General features: G+C 43.4%; 24 protein-coding genes and 1 pseudogene. 15 read left to right on the forward strand and 10 right to left on the reverse strand.

Going from position 1 to position 22985, the window contains the following annotated elements; genetic code table 11:
- Window positions 1–2 precede the first annotated feature (2 nt).
- Both M1D69_RS02650 and M1D69_RS02655 read right to left on the reverse strand, forming a co-directional pair.
- Complete coding sequence (locus M1D69_RS02650) at window positions 3–521, reverse strand: DUF5362 family protein (RefSeq protein ID WP_458104671.1); 519 nt, start codon at window positions 519–521, stop codon at window positions 3–5.
- Window positions 518–1015, reverse strand: coding sequence for an N-acetyltransferase family protein (locus M1D69_RS02655; protein WP_458104670.1), 498 nt, complete (start codon window positions 1013–1015; stop codon window positions 518–520). Before M1D69_RS02655 ends, M1D69_RS02650 begins: the two co-directional genes overlap by 4 nt.
- A 136-nt stretch (window positions 1016–1151) precedes the next feature.
- Here M1D69_RS02655 and M1D69_RS02660 point away from each other — a divergent pair, with 136 nt between their 5' ends.
- Both M1D69_RS02660 and M1D69_RS02665 read left to right on the forward strand, forming a co-directional pair.
- Window positions 1152–2024 carry a peptidoglycan DD-metalloendopeptidase family protein gene (locus tag M1D69_RS02660; RefSeq protein ID WP_458104669.1) on the forward strand — a complete coding sequence of 291 codons (873 nt, stop codon included), beginning with the start codon at window positions 1152–1154 and terminating at the stop codon, window positions 2022–2024.
- A gap of 111 nt (window positions 2025–2135) precedes the next feature.
- Window positions 2136–2558 (forward strand): VanZ family protein, encoded by a 423-nt coding sequence (locus M1D69_RS02665; protein ID WP_458104668.1) that lies wholly within the window; start codon window positions 2136–2138, stop codon window positions 2556–2558.
- 36 nt (window positions 2559–2594) lie between these two features.
- Here the strand turns inward: M1D69_RS02665 and bcrC are convergent, their stop codons facing one another.
- The 3 genes from bcrC to amtB form a co-directional block, all read right to left on the reverse strand.
- Window positions 2595–3176, reverse strand: a complete 582-nt coding sequence (gene bcrC / locus M1D69_RS02670) for an undecaprenyl-diphosphate phosphatase BcrC (protein WP_044159681.1) — start codon at window positions 3174–3176, stop codon at window positions 2595–2597.
- Between the two features lie 183 nt (window positions 3177–3359).
- On the reverse strand, window positions 3360–3710 hold the full coding sequence (locus tag M1D69_RS02675) for a P-II family nitrogen regulator (protein ID WP_010332189.1): 351 nt from the start codon (window positions 3708–3710) through the stop codon (window positions 3360–3362).
- Window positions 3711–3721: 11 nt separating this feature from the next.
- A complete protein-coding gene (gene amtB / locus M1D69_RS02680; protein ID WP_059335124.1) occupies window positions 3722–4936 on the reverse strand; it encodes an ammonium transporter AmtB in 1215 nt (404 codons plus the stop codon).
- 273 nt (window positions 4937–5209) lie between these two features.
- Between amtB and M1D69_RS02685 the strand changes: the two genes are divergently transcribed.
- The 5 genes from M1D69_RS02685 to M1D69_RS02705 all read left to right on the forward strand — a co-directional run bounded on the left by M1D69_RS02685 (window position 5210) and on the right by M1D69_RS02705 (window position 10941).
- Window positions 5210–5671: a hypothetical protein gene (locus M1D69_RS02685; protein WP_284559864.1), complete on the forward strand. Its 462-nt coding sequence runs from the start codon at window positions 5210–5212 to the stop codon at window positions 5669–5671.
- Between the two features lie 187 nt (window positions 5672–5858).
- Window positions 5859–6425 (forward strand): isochorismatase family protein, encoded by a 567-nt coding sequence (locus tag M1D69_RS02690; protein ID WP_458104667.1) that lies wholly within the window; start codon window positions 5859–5861, stop codon window positions 6423–6425.
- Window positions 6422–7783 (forward strand): MFS transporter, encoded by a 1362-nt coding sequence (locus M1D69_RS02695; protein ID WP_458104666.1) that lies wholly within the window; start codon window positions 6422–6424, stop codon window positions 7781–7783. Before M1D69_RS02690 ends, M1D69_RS02695 begins: the two co-directional genes overlap by 4 nt.
- Window positions 7784–7963: 180 nt before the next feature.
- Complete coding sequence (gene pucI / locus M1D69_RS02700; protein ID WP_458104665.1) at window positions 7964–9436, forward strand: allantoin permease; 1473 nt, start codon at window positions 7964–7966, stop codon at window positions 9434–9436.
- A gap of 95 nt (window positions 9437–9531) precedes the next feature.
- Entirely contained in the window at window positions 9532–10941 is a 1410-nt protein-coding gene (locus M1D69_RS02705; RefSeq protein ID WP_458104664.1) for a DUF1565 domain-containing protein, read from the forward strand.
- Between the two features lie 92 nt (window positions 10942–11033).
- Here the strand turns inward: M1D69_RS02705 and M1D69_RS02710 are convergent, their stop codons facing one another.
- Together M1D69_RS02710 and M1D69_RS02715 are read right to left on the reverse strand one after the other, a co-directional pair.
- Window positions 11034–12230 carry an MFS transporter gene (locus M1D69_RS02710; RefSeq protein ID WP_059335120.1) on the reverse strand — a complete coding sequence of 399 codons (1197 nt, stop codon included), beginning with the start codon at window positions 12228–12230 and terminating at the stop codon, window positions 11034–11036.
- 20 nt (window positions 12231–12250) lie between these two features.
- Window positions 12251–12664, reverse strand: coding sequence for a MarR family winged helix-turn-helix transcriptional regulator (locus M1D69_RS02715; RefSeq protein ID WP_044159667.1), 414 nt, complete (start codon window positions 12662–12664; stop codon window positions 12251–12253).
- A gap of 224 nt (window positions 12665–12888) precedes the next feature.
- Between M1D69_RS02715 and M1D69_RS02720 the strand changes: the two genes are divergently transcribed.
- The 5 genes from M1D69_RS02720 (at window position 12889) to M1D69_RS02740 (ending at window position 16288) form a co-directional block, all read left to right on the forward strand.
- Window positions 12889–12999, forward strand: a complete 111-nt coding sequence (locus M1D69_RS02720) for a protein usd (RefSeq protein WP_082687840.1) — start codon at window positions 12889–12891, stop codon at window positions 12997–12999.
- A gap of 14 nt (window positions 13000–13013) precedes the next feature.
- Window positions 13014–13295, forward strand: a complete 282-nt coding sequence (gene spoIIID, locus M1D69_RS02725; protein ID WP_010332180.1) for a sporulation transcriptional regulator SpoIIID — start codon at window positions 13014–13016, stop codon at window positions 13293–13295.
- A gap of 177 nt (window positions 13296–13472) precedes the next feature.
- Window positions 13473–14474, forward strand: coding sequence for a cell shape-determining protein Mbl (gene mbl / locus M1D69_RS02730; RefSeq protein WP_010332179.1), 1002 nt, complete (start codon window positions 13473–13475; stop codon window positions 14472–14474).
- 159 nt (window positions 14475–14633) lie between these two features.
- On the forward strand, window positions 14634–15446 hold the full coding sequence (gene flhO, locus M1D69_RS02735; protein WP_024123119.1) for a flagellar hook-basal body complex protein FlhO: 813 nt from the start codon (window positions 14634–14636) through the stop codon (window positions 15444–15446).
- Window positions 15447–15478: 32 nt separating this feature from the next.
- A complete protein-coding gene (locus M1D69_RS02740; protein ID WP_458104663.1) occupies window positions 15479–16288 on the forward strand; it encodes a flagellar hook-basal body protein in 810 nt (269 codons plus the stop codon).
- Window positions 16289–16309: 21 nt separating this feature from the next.
- Here the strand turns inward: M1D69_RS02740 and M1D69_RS02745 are convergent, their stop codons facing one another.
- Window positions 16310–17374 (reverse strand): response regulator aspartate phosphatase, encoded by a 1065-nt coding sequence (locus tag M1D69_RS02745; RefSeq protein WP_458104662.1) that lies wholly within the window; start codon window positions 17372–17374, stop codon window positions 16310–16312.
- A gap of 192 nt (window positions 17375–17566) precedes the next feature.
- On the opposite strand from M1D69_RS02745, the gene fabZ reads away from it, so the two are divergent.
- Both fabZ and mscL read left to right on the forward strand, forming a co-directional pair.
- Window positions 17567–17992 carry a 3-hydroxyacyl-ACP dehydratase FabZ gene (gene fabZ / locus M1D69_RS02750; RefSeq protein ID WP_106295318.1) on the forward strand — a complete coding sequence of 142 codons (426 nt, stop codon included), beginning with the start codon at window positions 17567–17569 and terminating at the stop codon, window positions 17990–17992.
- A 71-nt stretch (window positions 17993–18063) separates the two neighbouring features.
- The gene (gene mscL / locus M1D69_RS02755; protein WP_106295532.1) at window positions 18064–18456 is read left to right on the forward strand and encodes a large conductance mechanosensitive channel protein MscL; all 393 of its coding nucleotides are present in this window, start codon (window positions 18064–18066) and stop codon (window positions 18454–18456) included.
- A 60-nt stretch (window positions 18457–18516) separates the two neighbouring features.
- On the opposite strand, the gene M1D69_RS02760 is transcribed toward mscL, so the two are convergent.
- Both M1D69_RS02760 and M1D69_RS02765 read right to left on the reverse strand, forming a co-directional pair.
- Entirely contained in the window at window positions 18517–19602 is a 1086-nt protein-coding gene (locus M1D69_RS02760) for a response regulator (protein ID WP_458110428.1), read from the reverse strand.
- Window positions 19603–19725: 123 nt separating this feature from the next.
- Window positions 19726–21615 (reverse strand): annotated as a pseudogene (locus tag M1D69_RS02765) (sensor histidine kinase); the annotation flags it as partial.
- A 176-nt stretch (window positions 21616–21791) separates the two neighbouring features.
- Here M1D69_RS02765 and M1D69_RS02770 point away from each other — a divergent pair.
- A complete protein-coding gene (locus M1D69_RS02770; protein WP_458104661.1) occupies window positions 21792–22868 on the forward strand; it encodes a response regulator in 1077 nt (358 codons plus the stop codon).
- Window positions 22869–22985: the final 117 nt, after the last annotated feature.

Genomic DNA, 22985 nt, shown 5'->3' on the forward strand with positions numbered 1-22985 from the left:
TTTTATTCAAATACGGGCTCATCTTCATAATAATAGGAATCCGGGTCTTCATACGTATCCATATCCTCAAAAGCGGCGATGCCGACAAATACGAGGAAGAAAATGAGCAAAATGATTCCGATAAGGCCTGCGGCGATACTTGATGCAGCGTAGAATAATTGCATTTTAATAAATTTTCCGTAGTTCTCCAGCATGCTTTCACCCGCACTGCCGGTCAGATTTCCGCTCGCCTCTTTTGCTGATTTTGCTGACCGCATCAGAAATACGCCTGAAATAATGAGCAGAACGCCTGGAATAGCGCCTATGACTGTCATTAAAGCCGACAGGGCAGCCAGCGCGCCCATGACAATCAAAAGAATTCCTGTTATTTTGCCCCACTTTGCAATGTCTGAAAGCGATTTGACAGCAGCAGCGCTCAGCTCCCGTTTTTCGCTCTCTGTGCTGTTGTTCTCCTGCTCGATCACGCTGTTTTCTTCGTGGTGATTTTCAATATGGTTTTCATCTTTATCAAGACTAATCATGATAGCTCTCTCCCTAATATTTTTAAGTCATATCGCTTGCCGTCCATTTCGGCAATGCTGGGGAATAACCCCCATTCCTTGAAACCGTGCTTTTCAAACAGCTTCAGGCTAGGCTTGTTATGTCCGAAAATGAAGGCCATAAGCGAGCGGATGCCAAGCTCCGGCGCGATGCGGAGCGCTTCCTGAAGCAAATGTGTTCCGGCGCCTTTGCCGCGGCATGATTCATGAATGTATATGCTGATCTCGGCTGTTTTATTATAAGCAGGCCTGCCGTAAAATCTTTCGAAGCTGATCCAGGCAGCCACGTCCCCGTTTTCATCCTCAGCAACATACAGCGGCCGTTCGTCTGTATGTCCCAAAAACCATGCCATCCGGTCTTCCGGAGTTACCGGTTCAGTATCGGCTGTTACCATTCGTGAGGCAATCGTAGAGTTATAAATCGCTACAACCGCTTCTATATCCTTTTTTTCAGCAAGACGTAATGTGAAGTTCATACGTATTTGGTTCTCCTCTCAAAAAAAAAATGACATACTTTCTTATCAGCCTGCACAAACTATATCTAAAAAAGTTTTTTATATCCGTGTATATATTTTCAGAAAAGTGTTCAGAATGTTGCTGAGGTGATAAACAATGAGAGAGGAAGAAAAGAAAACTTCTCAAGTCAAAAAACTTCAGCAGTTTTTTCGTAAACGCTGGGTGTTCCCTGCAATTTACTTAGTCAGTGCGGCCGTCATTTTAACAGCTGTCCTTTGGTATCAATCTGTATCAAATGATGAGGTAAAGGATCAGTTAGCTGATAACGGCGGAAGCTCCGCGTATGACAACAACGACGATGCAGTTGAAGTAGGAAAGTCTATGGAAAATGTCGCAATGCCGGTTGTTGATTCTGAAAACGTTTCTGTTGTGAAAAAGTTCTATGAAACTGATGCCGCAAAAGAAGAAAAAGAAGCAGCACTCGTTACCTATAATAACACGTACAGCCTAAGCAAAGGAATTGACTTAGCTGAGAAAGACGGAAAAGATTTCGATGTTTCTGCTTCTCTAAGCGGTACGGTTGTGAAATCTGAAAAGGATCCAGTGCTGGGATATGTTGTGGAAATCGAACATGCTGATGGGTTATCTACTGTGTATCAATCACTTTCTGAAGCAGGTGTTGAGCAAGGCGACAAGGTGAAGCAAAACCAAGTCATCGGAAAGTCTGGCAAGAACCTTTACAGCGAAGAAAGCGGCAACCACGTACACTTTGAAATCCGTAAAGACGGAATTGCTATGAACCCGCTGAACTTTATGGACAAGCCGGTTTCTTCTATTGAAAAAGCGGCAGCTGCAGAAGAAAAAGCTGCAACTGAGAAAACAGAAGAATCCATTCAGCAATCATCAGAAAAAAAGGATGGTTCGACTGAAAAAGGAACTGACGAAAAATCCGAGGACAAAACGGATGATTCAACTGACAAATCAGGTTCCAAAGAAAGCAGCACAACAGAAGGCACTGAACAGTCCTAATGAAGAAAACGTCTATCGGTGTGATAGGCGTTTTTTTTTGTTACTTTTTGTTTCACTGTGCCGTCTATGTATTGACATGCACAAGATGCCGCTGGAAAGGAGGCTGTTTTTATGCATCGTTTATTACTCGCAGGCTGGATCTTCTTCATTTTACTCTCTGTCTGTACAGAAAGCTTCAGTGATATGGTGGTGTCGCAGACAGTGGCATTTCACTTTCATCCGCATCCTGATCTAAACCAATTTTTAGACATGGATTTTACTCAGCTGACCACGCCTGAAGCTGTGATTCAAAAAATCGGGCACACGTTTTCTTTTTTCGTGCTGACATATTTGCTCTGGAAGCAATGGAGCCGTATAAAATGGGCCTCGGGCGGAGCATTCGTGTTTGCCGTTTTTACGGAAATCATTCAGCTTTTCTTCAGCAGAAACGGCTGCATCCGGGATGTGCTCATTGACAGTGTTGGGATTGCCCTGTTTCTTGGATTATTTGTTATCGCAAAGCGGAAAAAACATGAGATGTATGAAAAATATTAAAGCCGGCGCTCTGCATTCAGAGGCCGGCTTTTTTGCTTAGAAATTTTGATCGGTTGGTTTTTTCGTAATCTTGTTGATAATCGCTTCATAGATTCGAACGATGAAATCAACGAACGGGCGAAGAAGATCTGAAAATCTAAAGAACAGGAACCCGATAATGATCGCGACAACAAGGCTGCCCAACACATCTATCGGATAGTGATGTCCCACCCAAATTCGTGAAAAACCGGTCAAAAGCCCGAAGATGACGAGCGGCCAGCCGATTTTACGGTTTCTGAAAAGCATTGCGATCGAAATGGCTAGCGCTCCCGTTGTGTGGTCACTCGGAAAAGAAGCATCCGCATCGTGCGGGATCAGCGTATGAACCGTGTGAGCGACGAAAGGGCGCGGTTCAACATAAACTTGTGTAATCAAGTAATTGATCACAAGACCCGCAATTCCCGTAATTCCTGCGTAAAGCACGTTCTTTCTGCTTTGTGTGTTCCCGAACAGCCACATCACCAATAAGATAAGCGCATAGGCAACGATCGCGTATTCCGTTATGAAAACCATAATGGAATCGAGAACAGAATTGTGATGAGATAATCCATGGATAGCTTTAAATATTTCGTAATTCAAATAATCACCTTTTACATTTTTATATTAAGTAGACTCATCTTACTCAGAAAAAGTTTCAAATAAAAATAGAGATTGTCTGAAATCATGGCGCTTGAAGAGGATTCGAATGGGCATCACGGTTTCTGGGGGTTTTTTCTCCGCACGAAAAAAAGAGATCCGGAGTGTCCGAATCTCTTAACGATATTACAGCGCTTCAGGTCCTTCTTCGCCGGTGCGGATATTAATCGTATTGCCGATTTCATAGACGAAGATTTTACCGTCACCCGGTGATCCCGTTTTCAGAACCCTCTTAGCGGTCTCAGTTACTTGATCAACAGGAACCTTGCTGACCACGATTTCGATTTTTAAACGTTCATATACATTGCTTTCTATTTTTACCCCTCGATAAAGCTCCGTATGTGCTTTTTGAAGCCCACAGCCGTGAACATTGGAGAAGGTCAGAGAGGTGACTCCGATTTTTCCGAGTTCCTGCTTCAGCTTTTCAAAATTTGCCGGACGCGTTACAATTTCTACCTTGAACATTTGACCGCTCATAACGTCACTCCTCACATAGAATCTTGATATGCTTTTTCCCCGTGCATTGTTAAGTCAAGCCCAAGGGATTCTTCTTCTTCGGTTGCGCGAAGGGGAAGGAAGAGGCCTACTATTTTAATAATAACGAAAGTGACAATAAATACAAAAACATAAGTGGCAGCGATCGCTACGATTTGTTTCCAGATTAAACTTGCATCCCCGTAGAATAAACCGTCTGCACCAGCGGAGTTGACTGAAGTTGTTGCGAACAATCCTGTCGCGATGCCGCCCCATGTGCCGCCGATGCCATGCAGGCCAAAGGCGTCAAGCGCGTCATCATACCCGAATTTCTGTTTAAGCGAGAAGACACCCCAGAAGCAAACCGCTCCGCCGATGATGCCAATGATAATAGAAGAAAACGGTGTGACAAACCCGGCCGCCGGCGTGATGGCCACAAGCCCTGCGATCGCTCCTGATACCGCGCCGAGCATCGTCGGTTTTTTGTTGATGATCCATTCAACCAAAATCCAGCCGGCAATCCCCGCTGCGGCTGCCGTGTTTGTATTTATAAAGGCGTACATGGCGACATCGTTTAATGTCAGGGCGCTGCCTACGTTAAAACCGAACCAGCCGAACCAAATCAGGGCGCCTCCTAAGAAGGTGTAAATGAGGTTATGCGGAGAAGACGCTGTGCCGTCTTTCCGTTTGCCGAGCACGATAGCCAGAACAAGGCCGGCCACCCCGGAAGAAATATGAACAACGTTTCCGCCCGCGAAATCAAGTGCGCCAAGCTGACCGATCCAGCCGCCGCCCCATACCCAGTGAGCAACCGGTGTGTAAACCAATGAAGCCCATAAAACCGAGAATAAAAGAAAAGCGCCGAATCGCATCCGTTCTGCGAAAGCCCCGGAAATGATGGCGGTTGTCAGAACCGCGAACGTCATTTGAAACATCATAAATAATGAATGGGGAATCGTGTCGCTGTAATCACCCGGATCAAATCCGACCCCCTTCAGTCCTGCCCACTCCAGGCCGCCAATGATTGAATTGCCTGGTGCGAAGGCGAGTGTATATCCGAACAGCACCCAAACGATGGAAACGATGGCAATGGAGGAGAAACTGTGCATTGCTGTACTCAGCACATTTTTGCTTTTTACCATTCCTCCATAAAATAACGCTAACCCCGGGGTCATCAGCCACACGAGTAAAGCGCAAAAGAACATAAATACTGTATCGCCCATTTGCATGTCTCATTCCTCCGTATCTTTCAGAAAATTATTATATTTCTTCATTATAGAGAAAAAAGAATGATAAAACATTTTCATGTAAGATTTCCTGACATGTTTTTTAGTATGTGTTATCAATGCGGGCGAAGAAAGAAAAACGGTATGTGCCATACAAGACTTTATGTCTATAAAATAATTCTGTTTTTATGAGAAAAAAGGGAATTGACAATAAATAGAATTATATATAGTGTATTAAGTGTACTAGTTAATATAATACACTAAGGGGGATGCGAGATGAATAAAGGCAACAGGCTGCTGAGAGCGTTAAGAAAGTCCATTCCGGCGACATTCCGGTTGTTTTTGGCCTTTAATTTTTTTGTGTACGGCCTGGCGAAAGTGGTCATAGGCCAGTTTGGGGAAGTAACACCTGAAATTGCTGCTGCAGCGGGAAAGGGATTTACAATTGCGTGGACATTTTTCGGTTATTCCCATGTCTATGAAGTATTTATAGGCTTTGGGGAAATCATTGCTGCGGTTTTGCTGTTGATTCCAAGAACATCTGCGTTAGGCGCGGTTGTATTTATGCCGATTATTGTGAACGTCGTCATGATTAACTATTGTTTTGATATTGGCGTGCAGGATCTCAGTACGATATTAATGATCATGTGTTTGATTCTGCTTTGGATTGACCGCCGCAAATTCATGGGCATGTTTAATCAGCAGCCGATTAACGGCAGGCAGGTGACGAAGCTATGACAACTTTTATGATCGCGGTGCTTGCCGGTATGTTTGTATGCACCACCTTTTATTTTTATATAAAAGAAAAATCGTGAGATAAGCGCTTCTCCTGAGAATTTCACAAGCGTCATGCAAGAATTCATGTGAAGTTGAAGAGTAAAATATGGAATGTGAGAAACACTAACAGCATCAGGAGGAAGCGCAAATGAACACACTTAACATTGATTTTCAAAACACAGCATTGGTTATCATTGATCTGCAAAAAGGAATCGTGCCAATAGATAAAAGCGGACAGGTTGTCCCGAATGCGAAAAAACTTATTGATGAATTCCGGAAACATAACGGCTTTATCAGCTTTGTGAATGTAGCCTTCCATGACGGAGCGGATACGCTAAAGCCGGAAACGGATGAACAGGCGCAGGGAGGTTCAGGTGAAATGCCGGCGGATTGGGCGGAATTTGTTCCGGAAATCGGTGTGCAGGACGGAGATTACACAGTGACCAAACGCCAGTGGGGCGCGTTTTTCGGCACGGACTTAGATTTGCAGCTGAGACGCCGCGGTATTGATACCATTGTACTGTGCGGCATTGCCACAAATATCGGAGTGGAAAGTACGGCTCGCGAGGCCTTTCAGCTTGGCTATCAGCAGATTTTTATTACAGATGCCATGTCCACGTTCAGCCAGGAAGAGCATGAAGCCACACTGCGCTTTATTTTTCCGAGAATCGGTAAATCGCGGACAACGGAAGAATTTTTATCACAAGTGAAATGAAAATATCAAAAAAGAGCCGTGCTGTCTTTTTAACGGCGGTAGCTTCAGGAACGATGCTGAATCCGCTGAACTCGTCTATGATTTCTCTGGCGCTCCACAGCATCCAGCATGAGTTTCGCCTGGCGTTTACAACGGTTTCCTGGCTGATCTCCTCGTTCTATTTGGCGAGTGCTATGGCCCAGCCCGTGACGGGGAAGCTTGGCGATTTGATTGGGCGCAAAAGTTTGTTTTTATTCGGGCTTATTCTTGTGGCGGTGTCCGCTATCGGGGCGCCGTTTGCGCCAACCTTTATGACATTATTGGTCATGCGGCTGTTTCAATCGGTGGGGAGCAGTGCGATTTATCCGTCGGGAGTCGGGCTGATACGAAGTCACATACATGAGCGTCAGGCTTCAGCCTTGGCGGTGCTGTCTATATTTGCGTCTGCAATGACGGCGCTGGGGCCTACAGTCGGCGGCTTTTTGATTGTGTGGGGCGGCTGGCCGGCGATTTTTATCGTCAATCTGCCGTTTATTATAATCAGCTTCCTATTGGGGATGTACATGTTCCCGAAGGATCAGAAAAAAGGGGTGGGGATCAGAACAGTTATCCGGCAGCTTGATGTTCCGGGAATCCTTTTGTTTGCCGGCGGGATCATTTTGCTTTTGTCCTTTTTGCTTTCATTCAGCACATCCCCGCATGCGTCAGAAGGTGTGATTGGTGTCATTCTGCTTGCCGCATTTGTCTGGCGTGAGCTGAAAACGGAGAAGCCGTTTATTGATGTCCGTTTGTTTAAAACGCAGCGAAGCCTGTCAGCGGTATACGTTCAGTTTATTTTACTCAATGTATTCTTCTACTGTTTATTTTTCGGCCTGCCGAGTTATTTTCAGGATGAAATGCATCTTTCTGTCCAAACGAGCGGTCTGTTTATGCTGTTCATGTCAGGAATGAGCATCGCTGTATCGCCCATTACAGGCAAGTGGATTGACCGATCGGGAGTCATCAAGCCGATTTTGGCGGGGGCGCTTCTGATGACGGCCGGCGCTGTACTCTTAACGGTCTTTTTTATCAGCGTTCCGGTCATCGGGAAAGGCTTGATCCTGTCGCTGCTCGGCATCGGTTACGGACTTGGAAACGTGGCGCTTCAGGCGGCGATGCTGAAAACGAGCCCTTCAGACATGGTGGGAACGACCTCGGGCCTGTTCCAAACGTGCCGTTACCTCGGCTCGATTTTATCCTCTGTGATTCTGGGCCTTCTGTTCGGTAAAGAGATTACAGCGGCTCATTTTGATATCATGGGAATGATCCTTATTGCTGTAGGCGCATTGAGTCTTTTCATGGCTTTGAGATTCACCGCCTTAATGAAAACAAGATCATGAGAAAAGAGACAGATATGCGAGTCTGTCTCTTTTCTTGTTTAGGATGCTCAAAAATGAATAAAAGGATTGTGTATCATAGCCAATGTATTTGTCTGACTTTTCAGTTATATTACGTAACATATGATGTTAGAAAACAATACATATAACGGAAGATAGACAATGCTGAAAGGGGAGCCGGCTATGGAATTAAAAGAGAGTCAGCAGCAATCAAACAGGCTGAGCAATGAGGATCTGCTGCCTTTAGGGCAGGAAAAACGCACTTGGAAAGCAATGAACTTTGCCTCGATTTGGATGGGGTGCATACATAATATACCGACCTACGCGACAGTGGGCGGATTAATTGCGATCGGGCTTTCACCGTGGCAGGTGATGGCGATCATTATTACGGCCTCGCTTATTTTGTTTGGCGCACTCGCCTTAAACGGGCATGCAGGGACCAAATACGGGCTGCCGTTTCCTGTGATTATCCGGGCTTCATATGGAATTTACGGCGCAAACATTCCGGCGCTTCTGAGGGCTTTTACAGCCATTATGTGGCTTGGCATTCAAACCTTTGCCGGAAGCACGGCGCTGAACATTTTGCTGTTAAATATGTGGCCCGGCTGGGGAGAGATTGGCGGGGAGTGGAATATTCTAGGCATTCACTTGTCTGGTTTCCTCTCTTTCGTATTCTTTTGGGCTGTGCATTTACTCGTATTGCACCACGGCATGGAATCGATTAAGCGTTTCGAGGTATGGGCAGGTCCTTTAGTATATGTGGTGTTTGGCGGCATGGTATGGTGGGCGGTCGATATAGCCGGAGGACTGGGGCCGATCTATTCGCAGCCTGGAAAATTTCATACGTTTTCAGAAACGTTTTGGCCGTTTGCTGCCGGAGTCACCGGCATTATCGGCATTTGGGCGACGTTAATTTTAAACATACCTGATTTTACACGGTTTGCTGAAACGCAAAAAGAGCAGATTAAAGGCCAGTTTTACGGCTTGCCGGGAACCTTCGCATTATTTGCGTTTGCCAGTATTACGGTGACCTCCGGTTCGCAGGTTGCTTTCGGCGAGCCGATTTGGGACGTGGTTGATATTTTGGCGAGGTTTGATAATCCTTATGTCATCGTATTATCTGTTATTACGCTCTGTATTGCCACCATTTCAGTAAATGTCGCAGCAAACATCGTCTCTCCGGCCTATGATATTGCGAATGCGTTGCCGAAATATATTAATTTTAAACGAGGCAGCTTTATTACAGCCCTGCTCGCTTTATTTACGGTTCCGTGGAAGCTCATGGAGAGCGCAACCAGCGTTTATGCGTTTCTCGGTTTAATCGGCGGCATGCTCGGTCCGGTGGCGGGCGTCATGATGGCTGATTACTTTATTATTCGCAAGCGGGTGCTATCGGTTGATGACCTTTATTCCGAAACCGGACGGTATGTGTATTTTAAAGGGTATAACTACCGGGCATTCGCAGCCACGCTTTTAGGCGCGCTGATCTCATTAATCGGAATGTATGTCCCCGCATTAAAAGGCTTATATGACATCTCATGGTTTGTAGGTGTGCTGACATCATTTCTTGTCTATATTGCTCTGATGCGGATTCACCCGCCGGTATCATCGGCTGTGGGAAAGTATGATTCTGGGCAGGTGCGTCGAGCTGAATAAGAACTTATGCAGGTGAAATTTGAGATGGTTTTCCATAAATGGATAACTTATAATGATATAAGAAAATCCATTCTAAATAGAAATGAGAATCCAATATGAAAATATCATTTTTTATTTCTGCGGCAGCCGTTTTAACTGCTGTGATCATCGCTTTGAATTATGATAAGACAGCAGCAAATGAACAAGACTCAGTGAACTGCTTATATGTTTCTCCTGACGGCAATGATCAAAATGAAGGGACGAAAACAAAGCCATTTCGTACACTGGCGCATGCCGCTAAGGAAGCTGTTGCCGGAACAACCGTAATCATCCGGGAAGGCACGTATGATGAACCGCTTGATGTGAAGCATAGCGGCGCGGATGGAAAGCCTATCACGTTTCGAAACTATCAGGACGAGAAAGCAGTCATTACCGGGAAATCGATGACGAGCGCAGAATATGAAACGCCGTTAATCCGCATAGACAATAAACATTACATCACAATCAGCGGTTTAACGATTGAGAATCTCTCTGTCTCATCTGAAGAAGCAACCGCCATGGGAATTTATGTGACTGGGTCCAGCAGCCATATCACGATAAAGGATAATCATGTTCGGCATATAAAAACAACGGCGGATGAGGGCAATGCCCACGGAATTGCGGTTTATGGGACGGGAAGCATGAAAGACATTAAGATTACGGATAATACCGTTGAAAAGCTGACACTCGGAGCGAGTGAAGCGGTTGTGCTGAACGGAAACATTAACGGCTTTACGATTGCAGGCAATCTGGTCCGTGATAATAACAATATTGGCATCGATCTTATCGGATATGAAGGAACGGCAGATCAAAACGATTATGTTCGAAACGGCGTCGTAGAAAACAATACTGTCTATCATCATTCAACTTTCGGAAATCCCGCTTATGGAGATGAGTACTCAGCGGGCGGAATATATGTCGATGGAGGGCGCAATATTGACATAAGGAAAAACACGGTTTACAGAAACGATATCGGTATTGAAGCAACCTCTGAGCACAAAGGAAAATATGCTGAGGATATAAAGATTACCGACAACAAAGTGTACCAAAATGCGTACACGGGTATTTCAATCGGCGGATATGACAAAGAGCGTGGCGGCACCATCGGTTCTGTGATCGCTCACAACATTATTTTCCGCAACGATACAAAAGAGCTGTATGGCGGACAGCTATTGCTGCAGCACGATACAAAAAACAACGTAATAGAAAAGAACATCATGACGGCAAGTGATTCAAGGCTGTTTATCGCCAACGATTGGAAAACCAATGAAGGAAATAGAGTCAATCATAACGTTTACCATAAGGAAGCAGGTAAGGACGGCTTATGGATGTGGAAAAAGACTGAATACGACTCGTTTTCATCCTATCAAAAAGCAACGAAAAATGATGTCGGCTCTATTTATGCGGATCCGATGTATCGTGACGAAGAGTCTTTTGATTTTACATTAGATCCGGATTCACCTGCGCGTCCGATTATTGAATCATGAAAGAAGCGGCATTCTATTCCGTTCAACGGAGCAGAATGCCGTTTTTTTTTATGCGAAAAAAGACTGCCGGCAAACTCCGGCAGTCTGACAAGCTATTCTGCAATCGACACTTTTCCTTCAGGTTCGGCGACAGCCGTTTTTTTCTGGCTCCATGCATAGAGGAGAAGAGAAATCAGAACGAATAGACCCGCTGATAAGTAAATAGATGAGAAGCCTGCGGAAGCAACGAATAATCCGAACACATACGATCCAGCGGCAATTCCGCTGTCAAAGAACGTAAAGAACGTCGCTGTCGCAAATCCTGAACGGTGTGCCGGTGAATTTTGTATCGCCAGCGTTTGCATGCACGGCACGATTGAGCCGTATCCGAGCCCGATCACCGCTCCGGATAATAACAGCATCCAGCTGCTGTGCGTAAAGGCAAGCATGCAAAGTCCGACAGAGAAAATCAGGATTGAAGGGTAAATCACAATCCCCGGTCCGACTTTGTCGAACAGTTTGCCTGTAAACGGACGCGCGACCATCATCGTAACGGCAAAGCATACAAAGAAGTAGCCGCTGACATTTAATAGATCAATAGACTTAGCAAAAACGGACAAAAATGCCGTAACTGTTGAATAACAGAATGATATAAACAATCCTACAATCGCAATCTTAAGCGCGCCTTTTTCAAACATATCCGACAGAGAGAAGCGGAATACAGTCGTTCCGCTGCTAATGCTGTTTGGCACTTTAATGAGTAATGTAACAAACAGCCCGACAATCATAAACACCGCAAAAATTGTAAAGAAGACAGAGAAAGGCACAATTTTCACCAGGCTCAATCCGAGAAACGGACCGATAGCCATTGCGAGGTTCATAGACATGGCAAAGTATCCAAGCCCTTCGCCGCGGCGTTTAACCGGAATGATATCAGCTGCGATCGCGCCGGTTACAGTGGTTAAAATACTGAACCAGATCCCTTGGAAGAACCGCAATCCGAGCAGCAGATAGAAGTTATGGATTGGCAGGTAAAGAAAAGACGAAAGGGCAAAAATCGCCATCGATACAATCGCCATTCTCTTTTTCCCAAACCGTTCTATAATAGCTCCTGAAAAAGGACGTGTGAAAATGGCGGATAACAGGAACAGACTGATCAACAGCCCTCCCTGAGATTCAGTACCTCCCAGCTCCTGCATCATATAGATAGGCAGAACAGTTAAAAATGTATAAAAGAACACAAAAACAAACAAGTTCACGAGAACGACCATAATAAAATCTTTGGTCCAAATCGGTTCAGACTTTTTCAAATGTATGTCACTTCCTTAATTCATTGTTGTAAAAACAAACGAAATAAATGAGAAAACGCTTCTTTATCTTCATCACGGAAATCTGCAAGCAGTTCTTCCTCGAATTTCAGCATTTTCACATTGATTTCCTCGTATTTTTTCTCTGCTTCTTTTGTGAGGACAACGAGTTTTTCCCGTTTGTCTTCACCTTGCCGTCTCTGTACCCATCCGTTTTCTTCAAGGCGTTTGATCGTCCGGGTCACCGTTGGGGCTTCCACATTTAAATAGGACCAAATCTCCTTTTGAGTCATTGGTCCGATCGTACGCAAACAATATAAAATTGACCATTGAGATGAGTAAAGGCCGAATGGCTCCAGTTGTTCATTGGCTTTTTTGGCAATCAGGCGGGCGCTTTGGTTGATTTGATGAATGAGGTGTCTGTTGACGTAGGTCATTTCGGTCTCCTTCTAAAAAAACTTACCTAAGTAACTAATTGCTTTTTTCATTTTACAGGAGCGATGAAAGGATGTAAAGGTATAAATTTAGTGACGCGAAATAATTAGCGGAAGTCGAAAAGTTCGTTTCACCCCTTGTCCTTATTGAGTTTTTAGCATATTCCCACAAGAATGCTAATACACTGTTACAAACCTAACAAAGAGAGTGTTTGAGGTGAGGGATCGTGGGCATATTTCACAAACTTACTTTTAAAACCATACAACAAAGAAGCTGCATAATGAATGACTCTTTACAGAATACGGATCTCATTTCACACTTCTCACATCCATTTTAGGGAGGTCGAGTGGTGTGCACGATTACATCAAAGAGCGAACAATCAAGATAGGAAAGTACATCGTGGAGACAAAGAAAACCGTTCGTGTCATTGCGAAGGAATTTGGTGTTTCCAAAAGTACAGTACACAAGGATTTAACAGAGCGTCTGCCTGAAATCAATCCTGACTTGGCAAACGAAGTGAAAGAAATACTCGATTATCATAAATCCATCAGGCATTTAAGAGGAGGAGAAGCGACAAAACTCAAGTATAAAAAGGATGAAATTCTTGAAGGAGAGCCCGTTCGCCAGCCATAATCACTTAGGACAAATGAACTGCATTGTCTTCCGGAAATCGTTTGTAGATCATCCGCAAAAATTTGTAAAGAACTTAATGTGCTTCCAACTTTTTTTCTATATTTTATGATAATATATATAATTAGGGCACAATGTGGATATTTACTGTGAAACAGATTTTCAAGGAGGATATAATAGATGTTTGCAAGGGATATTGGTATTGACCTCGGTACTGCAAATGTACTGATCCATGTTAAAGGTAAAGGAATTGTTCTGAATGAACCTTCCGTAGTTGCACTTGATAAAAACAGCGGCAAAGTGCTGGCGGTTGGCGAAGAGGCAAGACGAATGGTTGGACGTACACCTGGGAATATTGTTGCGATTCGCCCGCTGAAAGACGGAGTTATTGCTGACTTTGAAGTAACAGAAGCAATGCTGAAACATTTTATTAACAAGCTGAACGTAAAAGGCCTGTTCTCAAAACCGCGCATGCTTATTTGCTGCCCGACGAATATTACATCAGTTGAGCAAAAAGCAATCAAAGAAGCTGCTGAAAAAAGCGGCGGTAAACATGTGTACCTTGAAGAAGAACCGAAAGTTGCCGCTATTGGCGCGGGTATGGAAATATTCCAGCCGAGCGGTAACATGGTTGTAGACATCGGAGGCGGGACGACGGATATCGCAGTTATCTCAATGGGCGATATTGTCACCTCCTCTTCTATTAAAATGGCTGGGGACAAGTTTGACATGGAAATCTTAAATTACATCAAACGCGAGTACAAGCTGCTGATCGGCGAACGTACTGCGGAAGATATTAAGATTAAAGTCGCAACAGTTTTCCCAGACGCACGTCACGAAGAAATTTCCATTCGCGGACGGGACATGGTTTCCGGTCTTCCAAGAACAATTACAGTAAACAGCAAAGAAGTAGAAGAAGCCCTTCGTGAATCTGTAGCTGTTATTGTGCAGGCAGCGAAACAAGTGCTTGAAAGAACACCGCCTGAACTGTCCGCTGATATCATTGACCGCGGCGTTATCATTACCGGCGGAGGCGCGCTTTTAAACGGCCTCGACCAGCTGCTCGCTGAAGAGCTGAAGGTTCCGGTGCTTGTCGCTGAAAATCCAATGGATTGTGTGGCGGTCGGCACAGGTGTTATGCTTGATAATATGGACAAGCTTCCTAAACGCAAACTAAGCTGATCACTCAAACCTCATTCTGAAAAAGAATGGGGTTTTTTTATGAAAACTCTTCACGAATTGATGAGAAATGCCGATAATAGGATAAAATACTTATTTGTATTATAGAACGAATGTTCCTGTATGACAACTGGAAAAAATGCCATTTTAGAGGTGGAAAACTTGTTAAAAGGATTATATACCGCAACATCCGCAATGATTGCCCAGCAGCGCAGAACGGAAATGCTTTCAAATAATATCGCAAACGCAAATACATCCGGATATAAAGCAGAACAAGGCTCGATGCGTGCGTTCCCTGAGATGCTTCTGAGCAGAATTGAGGCAAAATCTCCAGCCGGCACATCGAAAACAGAAATCGGTTCCGTTAACACCGGTGTATATATGCAGGAACTTAAGCCTCTTTTCACACAGGGAAGCCTTAAGTCGACGGATCAGCCTACAGACATCACATTGATTGAAAATCAAGTTCCGGTAAATGCAGAAACAAATGAAAATGCGGCCCTTTTTTATCCGGTTCAAACGGCGAATGGTGTCCGTTATTCCAAAAGCAGCACGTTTTCTTTAAATGAGAACAATCAGCTGACAATCAACGGAAATACCATTTTATCCACGACAGGACAGCCGATTACGGTCGATAATGAAAATTTCACTGTGTCTGAAAACGGTACTGTTACTGCGAACGGACGGACAGCCGGACAGATTGATGTCAGAATGGCAGAGGACGTCAGAAATCTGAAAAAAGATGGCAATGATTTGTACAGCACGGCTGACGGAAATGACCTGCCGAGTGCGGCCGGCAATAACCAAGTATCCTATTCATTAAAACAAGGCGTTTCCGAGCTTTCGAATGTTGATGTGACGAGCGCCTATACAGAAATGACTGAAGCGTACAGATCGTTTGAAGCAAACCAGAAGGTCATTCAAGCGTATGACAAAAGTATGGACAAAGCAGCCAATGAAATCGGAAAAATATAAGATAACGGAAGAAAAAACGGGGGACATCAACTATGCTCAGGTCAATGCTAACGGCATCAACAACCTTAAACCAGCTGCAGCAGCAGATTGACACAATCAGCAGCAACCTTTCCAACAGCAACACAACCGGCTATAAGGCTAAGGATACGAATTTCTCTGAGCTCGTCAGACAGCAATTCGATCAGGTTGATGAAAAAAATGAAGAAGTGGCACAATCCCGAAAAACGCCGCCCGGCTTGCGCCTTGGCGTCGGAGCGATGATGAATTCACGGCTCGTATCCGATCAGGGAAGCATTAAGAAGACGGAGCGCGATCTGGACATCGCTTTTACGTCTCCTTACCAATACCTCCAGGTGAACGTGAATGGCAATCGCCAATATACGAGGGACGGAGCGCTTTATTTATCGCCTTCCGCTGATAATGCCAACCAGCTTCAGCTCGTGACAGGCAATGGTCATCCCGTGCTTGATGAAAACGGCAATGCAGTAAACATAGATAGTTCAATGAAAAAAATCACGATCAATGAAAACGGGACCTTAACCGCATCTAACGGGAATACGGTGCAGCGGTTTAATCTCGGGGTTGTCCAAGTGAACAATCCTCAAGAGCTGAAATCCGAAGGAAATAATCTTTTCTCCATTGATAATGCGGCAGCCTTTGAAGAGCTGAATGGCGCAAACAGACAAAACATCGGCATGCAGCAGGGTGCACTTGAGACGTCAAATGTGGATATTTCTAAGCAAATGACTGATTTGATTGCGTCTCAGCGTTCTTATCAGCTGAACAGCAGAACGATCACAATGGGTGATCAGATGCTCGGTTTGATTAATTCTGTCAGATAATAGAAAGATGGGCGTTTTCAATCAGCCGCGCATAATAAAAAAGGCGGCTTTTTCGAAATCGTCCTTTTTTTTGTAGTATTCCGCGATGTCCTCCAAAAGCACCTCTAAATCCACCCAAGCTTCGATTTTTTCTAGTTCAAGCACATATTCAAGCAAGGTATCATAAGGATCTTCAGCCGACGTATAGAGCGCTTCAAGTGTTTTTAGTTTCAATTGAATTGTTTGAATGTTTACCTTTTCAGATAATTCTTTCCCTTTTTGCAAAACCGCTTTTCCCTCTGAGATCTTTTCTGTTTTAAAAAGAGCTCTGACGGATTCATACACGCAGTGCAGATAGGATACTGGGGAATTGGTTTCAAATGCATGATTCTTCAATACCTTTTTAAAATAGAGAAGCGCTTCATGGTCCTTCTTTTCGGTTGCTTTTAAAAAGCCCAAATTATAATAAGCGTGGCACAGCAGATTATCGTCATTTACCTGCTGGGTTTTCCTGATGATTTCTATGAAAAGCTGTTCAGCCTCATCATAGCGCTCTTGATCAATATAGTTTACAGCGAGGAGCAGTTTGCAGCTGATCACCTTTTTGACATAGCCGAATTGATGCAAGTAGATATTTAATGCTTTTTCAACATATTGGATGGAAAGCGGCGGTGATTTCATCAAGTAATAGGCGCCGGCGGTTTGATAATAAAAGTCGGCGGCTTCAAATGCGTTTTGAATCGCGTGCAGGTATTGTTCAGCTTTTTTAAAGCCATTCACCGCATGCTTCGGAGCGGTTTTGACCATTTCGTATAATCCTGAGAAAAAATGCAGATAATATTTCAATTCATCATCCATTTTGTCTTCTTGTTCATATAACTCATGGAATAATGAATCCATCCCGTCCTGGTTTTCAAAAAGGAGCTGGTGGCGTGCGAAGAACAATTGATAACGCATCCAAAGTTTTGTGTTCTTTTTAAGTTTCGGAAGGTGCTGGTCGATTTTCTCTTTCAGTGCTGCTGCGTCATCCATTTTACGTTTGCCAATAGCGGTATACCACTCGTCTAACATTTTTTGAATTCTTTTTTCAATAAACTTCGAAATCATTTTCCTACCTCTTTATGATGGTAAAATCTATAATTATCATATCACAACTTTTGACGGCTCTCATTGACAGTTGGTTACACTTTGGGCGCCGGTTGAAAAAGAGGTTCATTCATAATATACTTTTCAAATGTACAGATTAGATCATACATGATTGCTATACATACTAACGCAGATGAAGGAGATGTCAAGAGAATGCTTGATACTCAGCAAATTAAAGAAATTATTCCTCACCGCTATCCGTTTTTGCTCGTAGATCGGATTACGGAAGTTGAAGAGGGCAAACGGGCAAAAGGCTATAAAAATGTAACTGCTAATGAAGAGTTCTTTAACGGACATTTTCCACAGTATCCGGTAATGCCCGGCGTATTAATTGTAGAAGCGCTTGCTCAAGTCGGGGCTGTTGCTATGCTGATTAAAGAAGAAAACCGCGGCAGATTGGCGTTTTTTGCAGGCATTGACAATTGCCGATTTAAAAAACAAGTGAAACCTGGTGACCAGCTTCACCTTGAGGTGGAAATCACTCGTGCGAGAGGCACAATCGGGCGCGGAAAAGGCGTGGCTCAAGTTGACGGCGAAGTGGTTTGCGAAGTTGATCTGACTTTTGCCCTCGGCGAGTAAGTGAAAAGAGACAGATGGGCAGCGGCACATTTGTCTTTTTTTCTTTCAAAACAAAAAAAGCAGGTGATTGTATGTGGAAAGAGTTTAAGACCTTTGCCATGCGCGGGAACATTGTTGACCTTGCGATTGGTGTTGTAATAGGAGGAGCGTTCGGTAAGATCGTCACATCGCTCGTTAATGATATCATTATGCCTTTAGTTGGCTTGCTTCTGGGCGGGCTTGATTTTTCGGGGCTGTCCTTTACATTCGGTGATGCGGTCGTCAAATACGGCAGCTTCATTCAAACCATTGTAAATTTCTTAATCATATCGTTCTCTATTTTTATCGTGATTCGGACTTTGAATCAATTGAAGCGCAAGAAAGAAGCGGAAGAAGAGACTGAGGCGGAAGCGGCGGATGCGCAAGAAGAGCTGCTGAAAGAGATCAGAGATCTGCTGAAGCAGCAAACAAGGTCATCGGAATAAAAAAAAGACTGCCGTCTGAGACGGCGGTCTTTTTTGATAGGCCAAGGTATTGCGTATTGTTTATTGTCCCTCTGCATCCGGAGACGAGCCTATGAATTTAGGAGAATCTGCGGTTTCATTAATGTGTATCACCATCGAGACAGCTGTGCCGGCATCCGGAGTGCTGCGGATGTTCAATTCACTGCCGCAGAAATGCTTGAGCCGCTGGTTGATATTTTTCAGTCCGACGCTGCGATCGAAGTCTTCAGACAGGATATCTTTTTGTTTTTCCGGCGCAATGCCAACACCGTTATCTTCAACTTGGACGTAATATTCGTTGCTGCTTTGTTTTTTTGCTGTCAGCTTAACCCATCCTCCGCCTCTTTTTTTGCTGATGCCGTGATGGACGGCGTTTTCCATCAGCGGCTGAATCATTAAAGGCGGAAGTATAAAGTCAATGTCTTCATCAATATCGAAAAGGGTGTTCAGCCGGTCGCCAAAGCGTGTCTTTTCTATAGATAGATAGGAACTGATGAGAGAAAGCTCATTTCTGAACGAACTGATGGCCGATGTGTTTCGGAAATCAAAACTCATCCGTAAGTAGTTGGTGAATTCAGCCGTTACTTCACGCGCTTTTTCAATATCCAAATGACTAAGAGCAATAATCGTGTTTAACACATTGTAAAGAAAGTGTGGCTTGATTTGCGATTGCAAAAATGCCATCTCCATATTTGTCGCCTGGTTTGCTGTATGTTTCATCATAATCAGGTTTTTAATACGCGCCATAAATTCAGAGTAATGATAAGGTTTTTGCAAAATGTCATTGGCCCCGGCATGAAAAGCTTTGTACTTGTCATGGCCGATAATGGCTGCTGTAACGATCAGGACAGGAAGGTCAACCATGCTGAATCGTTCCCGAATGGTCATGCAGACTTCGAAACCAGTCATATCCGGCATCATCAGATCCAATATTACCAAATCAAGCTTAGATCGGGATACTACTTCTAACGCCTCTTTTCCGTTTTTTGCTGCAATTACGTTATAAGGAACACCTTGGAGCATATCGTTTAAAATTTTTAAGCTTTCGATATTATCATCGACAATCAAAATCGTTGCAGCATCAATTTTCTCAGAGTAAAAAGGCGTACTCAAAGAGATATCTGACATATCTCTTCCGGACGGCAATTCAGGCAGCCAATCTTTTATTTCAGGCACAACATTACCTTGAACGGCAGGCAATGTGAAATGGAATGCCGATCCTTTCCCCGCTTCTGATTCTACCCAAATGTCTCCGTTTTGGAGTTTTACCAGCTGTTTCACAATGCTGAGGCCCAGGCCGGCCCCGTTGTCTTTATTCATCTCAGCCTGCTGAAAAGATTCAAATATGGTTTGGCGATCGTTCTCTGGAATGCCGATTCCGGTATCCGCTACTGTCATCTTGATCGTTCTATCATTGAGTCTGACAGCGGAGAGTGTGATTTGTCCCTCAGGTGTATACTTTATAGCATTGTCTACAAGGTTGGTTAAGATTTGCCGAAAACGGTTTTCATCCGCAAGTACCATAGGAAGGCCGGCTGGTACATGGTTCACAATGTTGAGTTTTTTATGTTTAGACAAAAGCCGGTAAAAGTTCATTTCGGAACAAATCACAGTATGAATGTCAACGGGAACCGGATGAATCTGCAGCATGTCTTGCTTTATTTTTTCTAGATCGAGGATGTCATTCACCAGATTGGAGAGCCTGTAGCCCATGCGGATGACAAGCTGCATATTATCTTTCTCTTCTTCTATCGTTCTTTTTCTTCTGCCGGCCAGCAGGGTCTGGCATATATTAATAATGCTGTTCAGCGGCGTTTTAAATTCATGCGACGTTTTGGCAATGAACTCATCCTTTAGCCTGTCAATATTGAGCAATTTCCGTGTCAGGACTTCATTTTCGCGGAAAGCGCCGGCGAATTGCTGCGCCATCAAAAGAACAATCGCCAGCAAAGCGATGACTGTGGGCACTGAATAAATCGAATTAAATGAAAAAGCCGTTTTGCCGCTGTAAGCGGAAATGGTGGTTAAAATGACAAAAGAGCTCATGGATATAGATGCAATTGTAAGATATAAGCTTCCTTCCATCTTGCGGATCGCAGCAATTGTAAAAATATACGTAATATAAATCAGAGTCGAAACGGCTAATACAGAATGTAATATGTATGAGACATGGTCTATAAAACGCCCGGATAAAAAGTCTGTGGCCAGAATGATTCCAGAGACAACAGTCGCTGCGAGTATAAATCTTTTTGAAACAATCTCCCTGTAAGCAAAATAGAGGTAAAGAAAAACAGCAATGCTGACAAGCACCGTAGTAACTGCCGTCAAAGATTTATACAATACAAATGAAATTGAGGGGCAGAGAAGATACAGGACCCGTTCTTTTCCGATCAAAAGAATAATGAACGAAAAAAGAAGACACATCACAGCAAAAAACAATAAATGCTTATCCTTTTTTCTTTGCAGGAAAAAACCGAGAAAATATAATCCGGTGATGAAAAAAGCCGTAATCATAACAGAATCATTAAGAAAGGAAATCTTATTTTCACGTAATATTTGCTCCTGGGTTCCAAAAGTGATCGGCTTTGCAATCCCCCATCCCGGTGATTTTCCGAAATTTGAGTATTGTAAAATGAGTTCATTTTCGCCCTTATGTATCTTAAAATAGGTCGTATACGGTCTGTTTTGCGCCGTAAAATCTGGTTTGTTTGCAGGGCTGCCGCTTTGGCCAATTAACTCTCCATTAAGATAGATACGATTTGAACTGTAAATAAAAGACGTGCTGATTCCGAACATCTGATTGTCTTGATTCGAGCGGATGATTAGCTTATATGTGCCATAATCCACATTGATACCTTGTTTCACGATTTCTACATTGCTGGGGACATCGACAAATATTGGGTCCTTCCCTTTGGCTGAATGGATATCTTTTGGCGACAGCAGCTGATTTGGATATAATGTCCACTTTCCGTTCAGCTGTATGTTTCCATCCTTCTGAAAATTCCAATTCTCCAGATGAATAACCCCATCTCTCGCTTCAGGAAGGGTTGTTCCAGACAGGTGATTCATAACCGTAAATAAAATAAAGAAAGCTGCATAACCTGTAATAATCGAAATAAATATATATTTCTTTTTCAACATTAAGTCCCCTTTTCAAATAGGATCATTCCTATTCCCATTTCTTTGTAAATATTGTAATCTCAAGCTATCAAAAACTACAATAGAAAGAAAAATAATTCAAATAAAGGGTCTATTTGGCATGATATAATAGAATTATTTACTGATATTTCGATTTGCATATAGGGTGGGATGTGTTTTTGAACGCGTTAATTGTTGATGATGAGCATCTGGCATTGCTTCATTTTAAGAATATGCTTGAACGGACAAACGCTTTTCAAACCATTATGGCATTTCAAGATCCGCTTGAAGCTCTGGAGCATGCGGCGATCTCTGCTGTAGATGCAGTGTTTCTTGATATTGAAATGCCCGGAATAAATGGCATTGAGCTTGCTGAAACAATTCAATCGCTGAATGAAAACGTCCAAGTCGTTTTTATCACGGCTTATAATGAATTTGCTATAAAAGCGTTTGAATTGAATGCCATTGATTACTTGCTGAAGCCTGTAAATGACAAGCGGCTGGAGACAACCGTTGAACGTATCAGAACGAATAACATGCTTAGAACACCAGCAGAAAATACCGAGGCGCATTTTTTCATTCAATGTTTTGGAAGCCTGCAGTTTCATCAAACCTTAAAGGGTGTCAAAATAAATATTCCAGTCAAGTGGAGAACGTCCAAGGCGCGTGAAATCTATGCTTTTTTACTTCATAATCAAGGACGTGTAGTCAGTAAAGACGTGTTAATCGACCTTTTTTGGCCCAATTATGATGTTTCAAAAGCAAGCACCCAGCTTTACTCAACCATTTACCAAATACGGAAATTAATCGGACAGGTTCCTTTCAGCCAATCAATCGAGAAGACCGACACAGGATATATTCTTCGATTTTCAGGCGTGAAAATTGATGTTGTTGAATGGGAAAAATCACTGAAAGAGGCTCCGCCGCTTAATACAACTACATTAAACCAGCACATAGATATGTTAATGTCATACGAAAATCATTACTTTATGGAGCACGGCTACTTGTGGGCAGAACCGGAGAAAACGCGTCTTGCCCAACTGTGGATAGGCAAGGCTTATGAACTGATTGATTTTTTCATGCATGAAATGAACTACAGTCATGCGTTGGACATTTGCCTGCAGGTTGAGAAAATTGAACCTTTCGATCATAAAATTATGCAATACAAAATGCAGGTATTTAACAAAAACGGGAAGGTAGAAGAGGCGATAAAGGAATATCAGCGTTACAAACAAATAAAAGATCAGATTAATTAAATAAGCAAAAAATATATCTAAACCAGTGCGTGTCGATTGCCTTTCGATACACACTGGTTTTTTTTGTACATGTCATCTAAAGGGAAGGCCCTCGTCATATGTCGAAACTTCAAATCC

This window comes from Bacillus sp. PK3-037, from assembly GCF_054161355.1.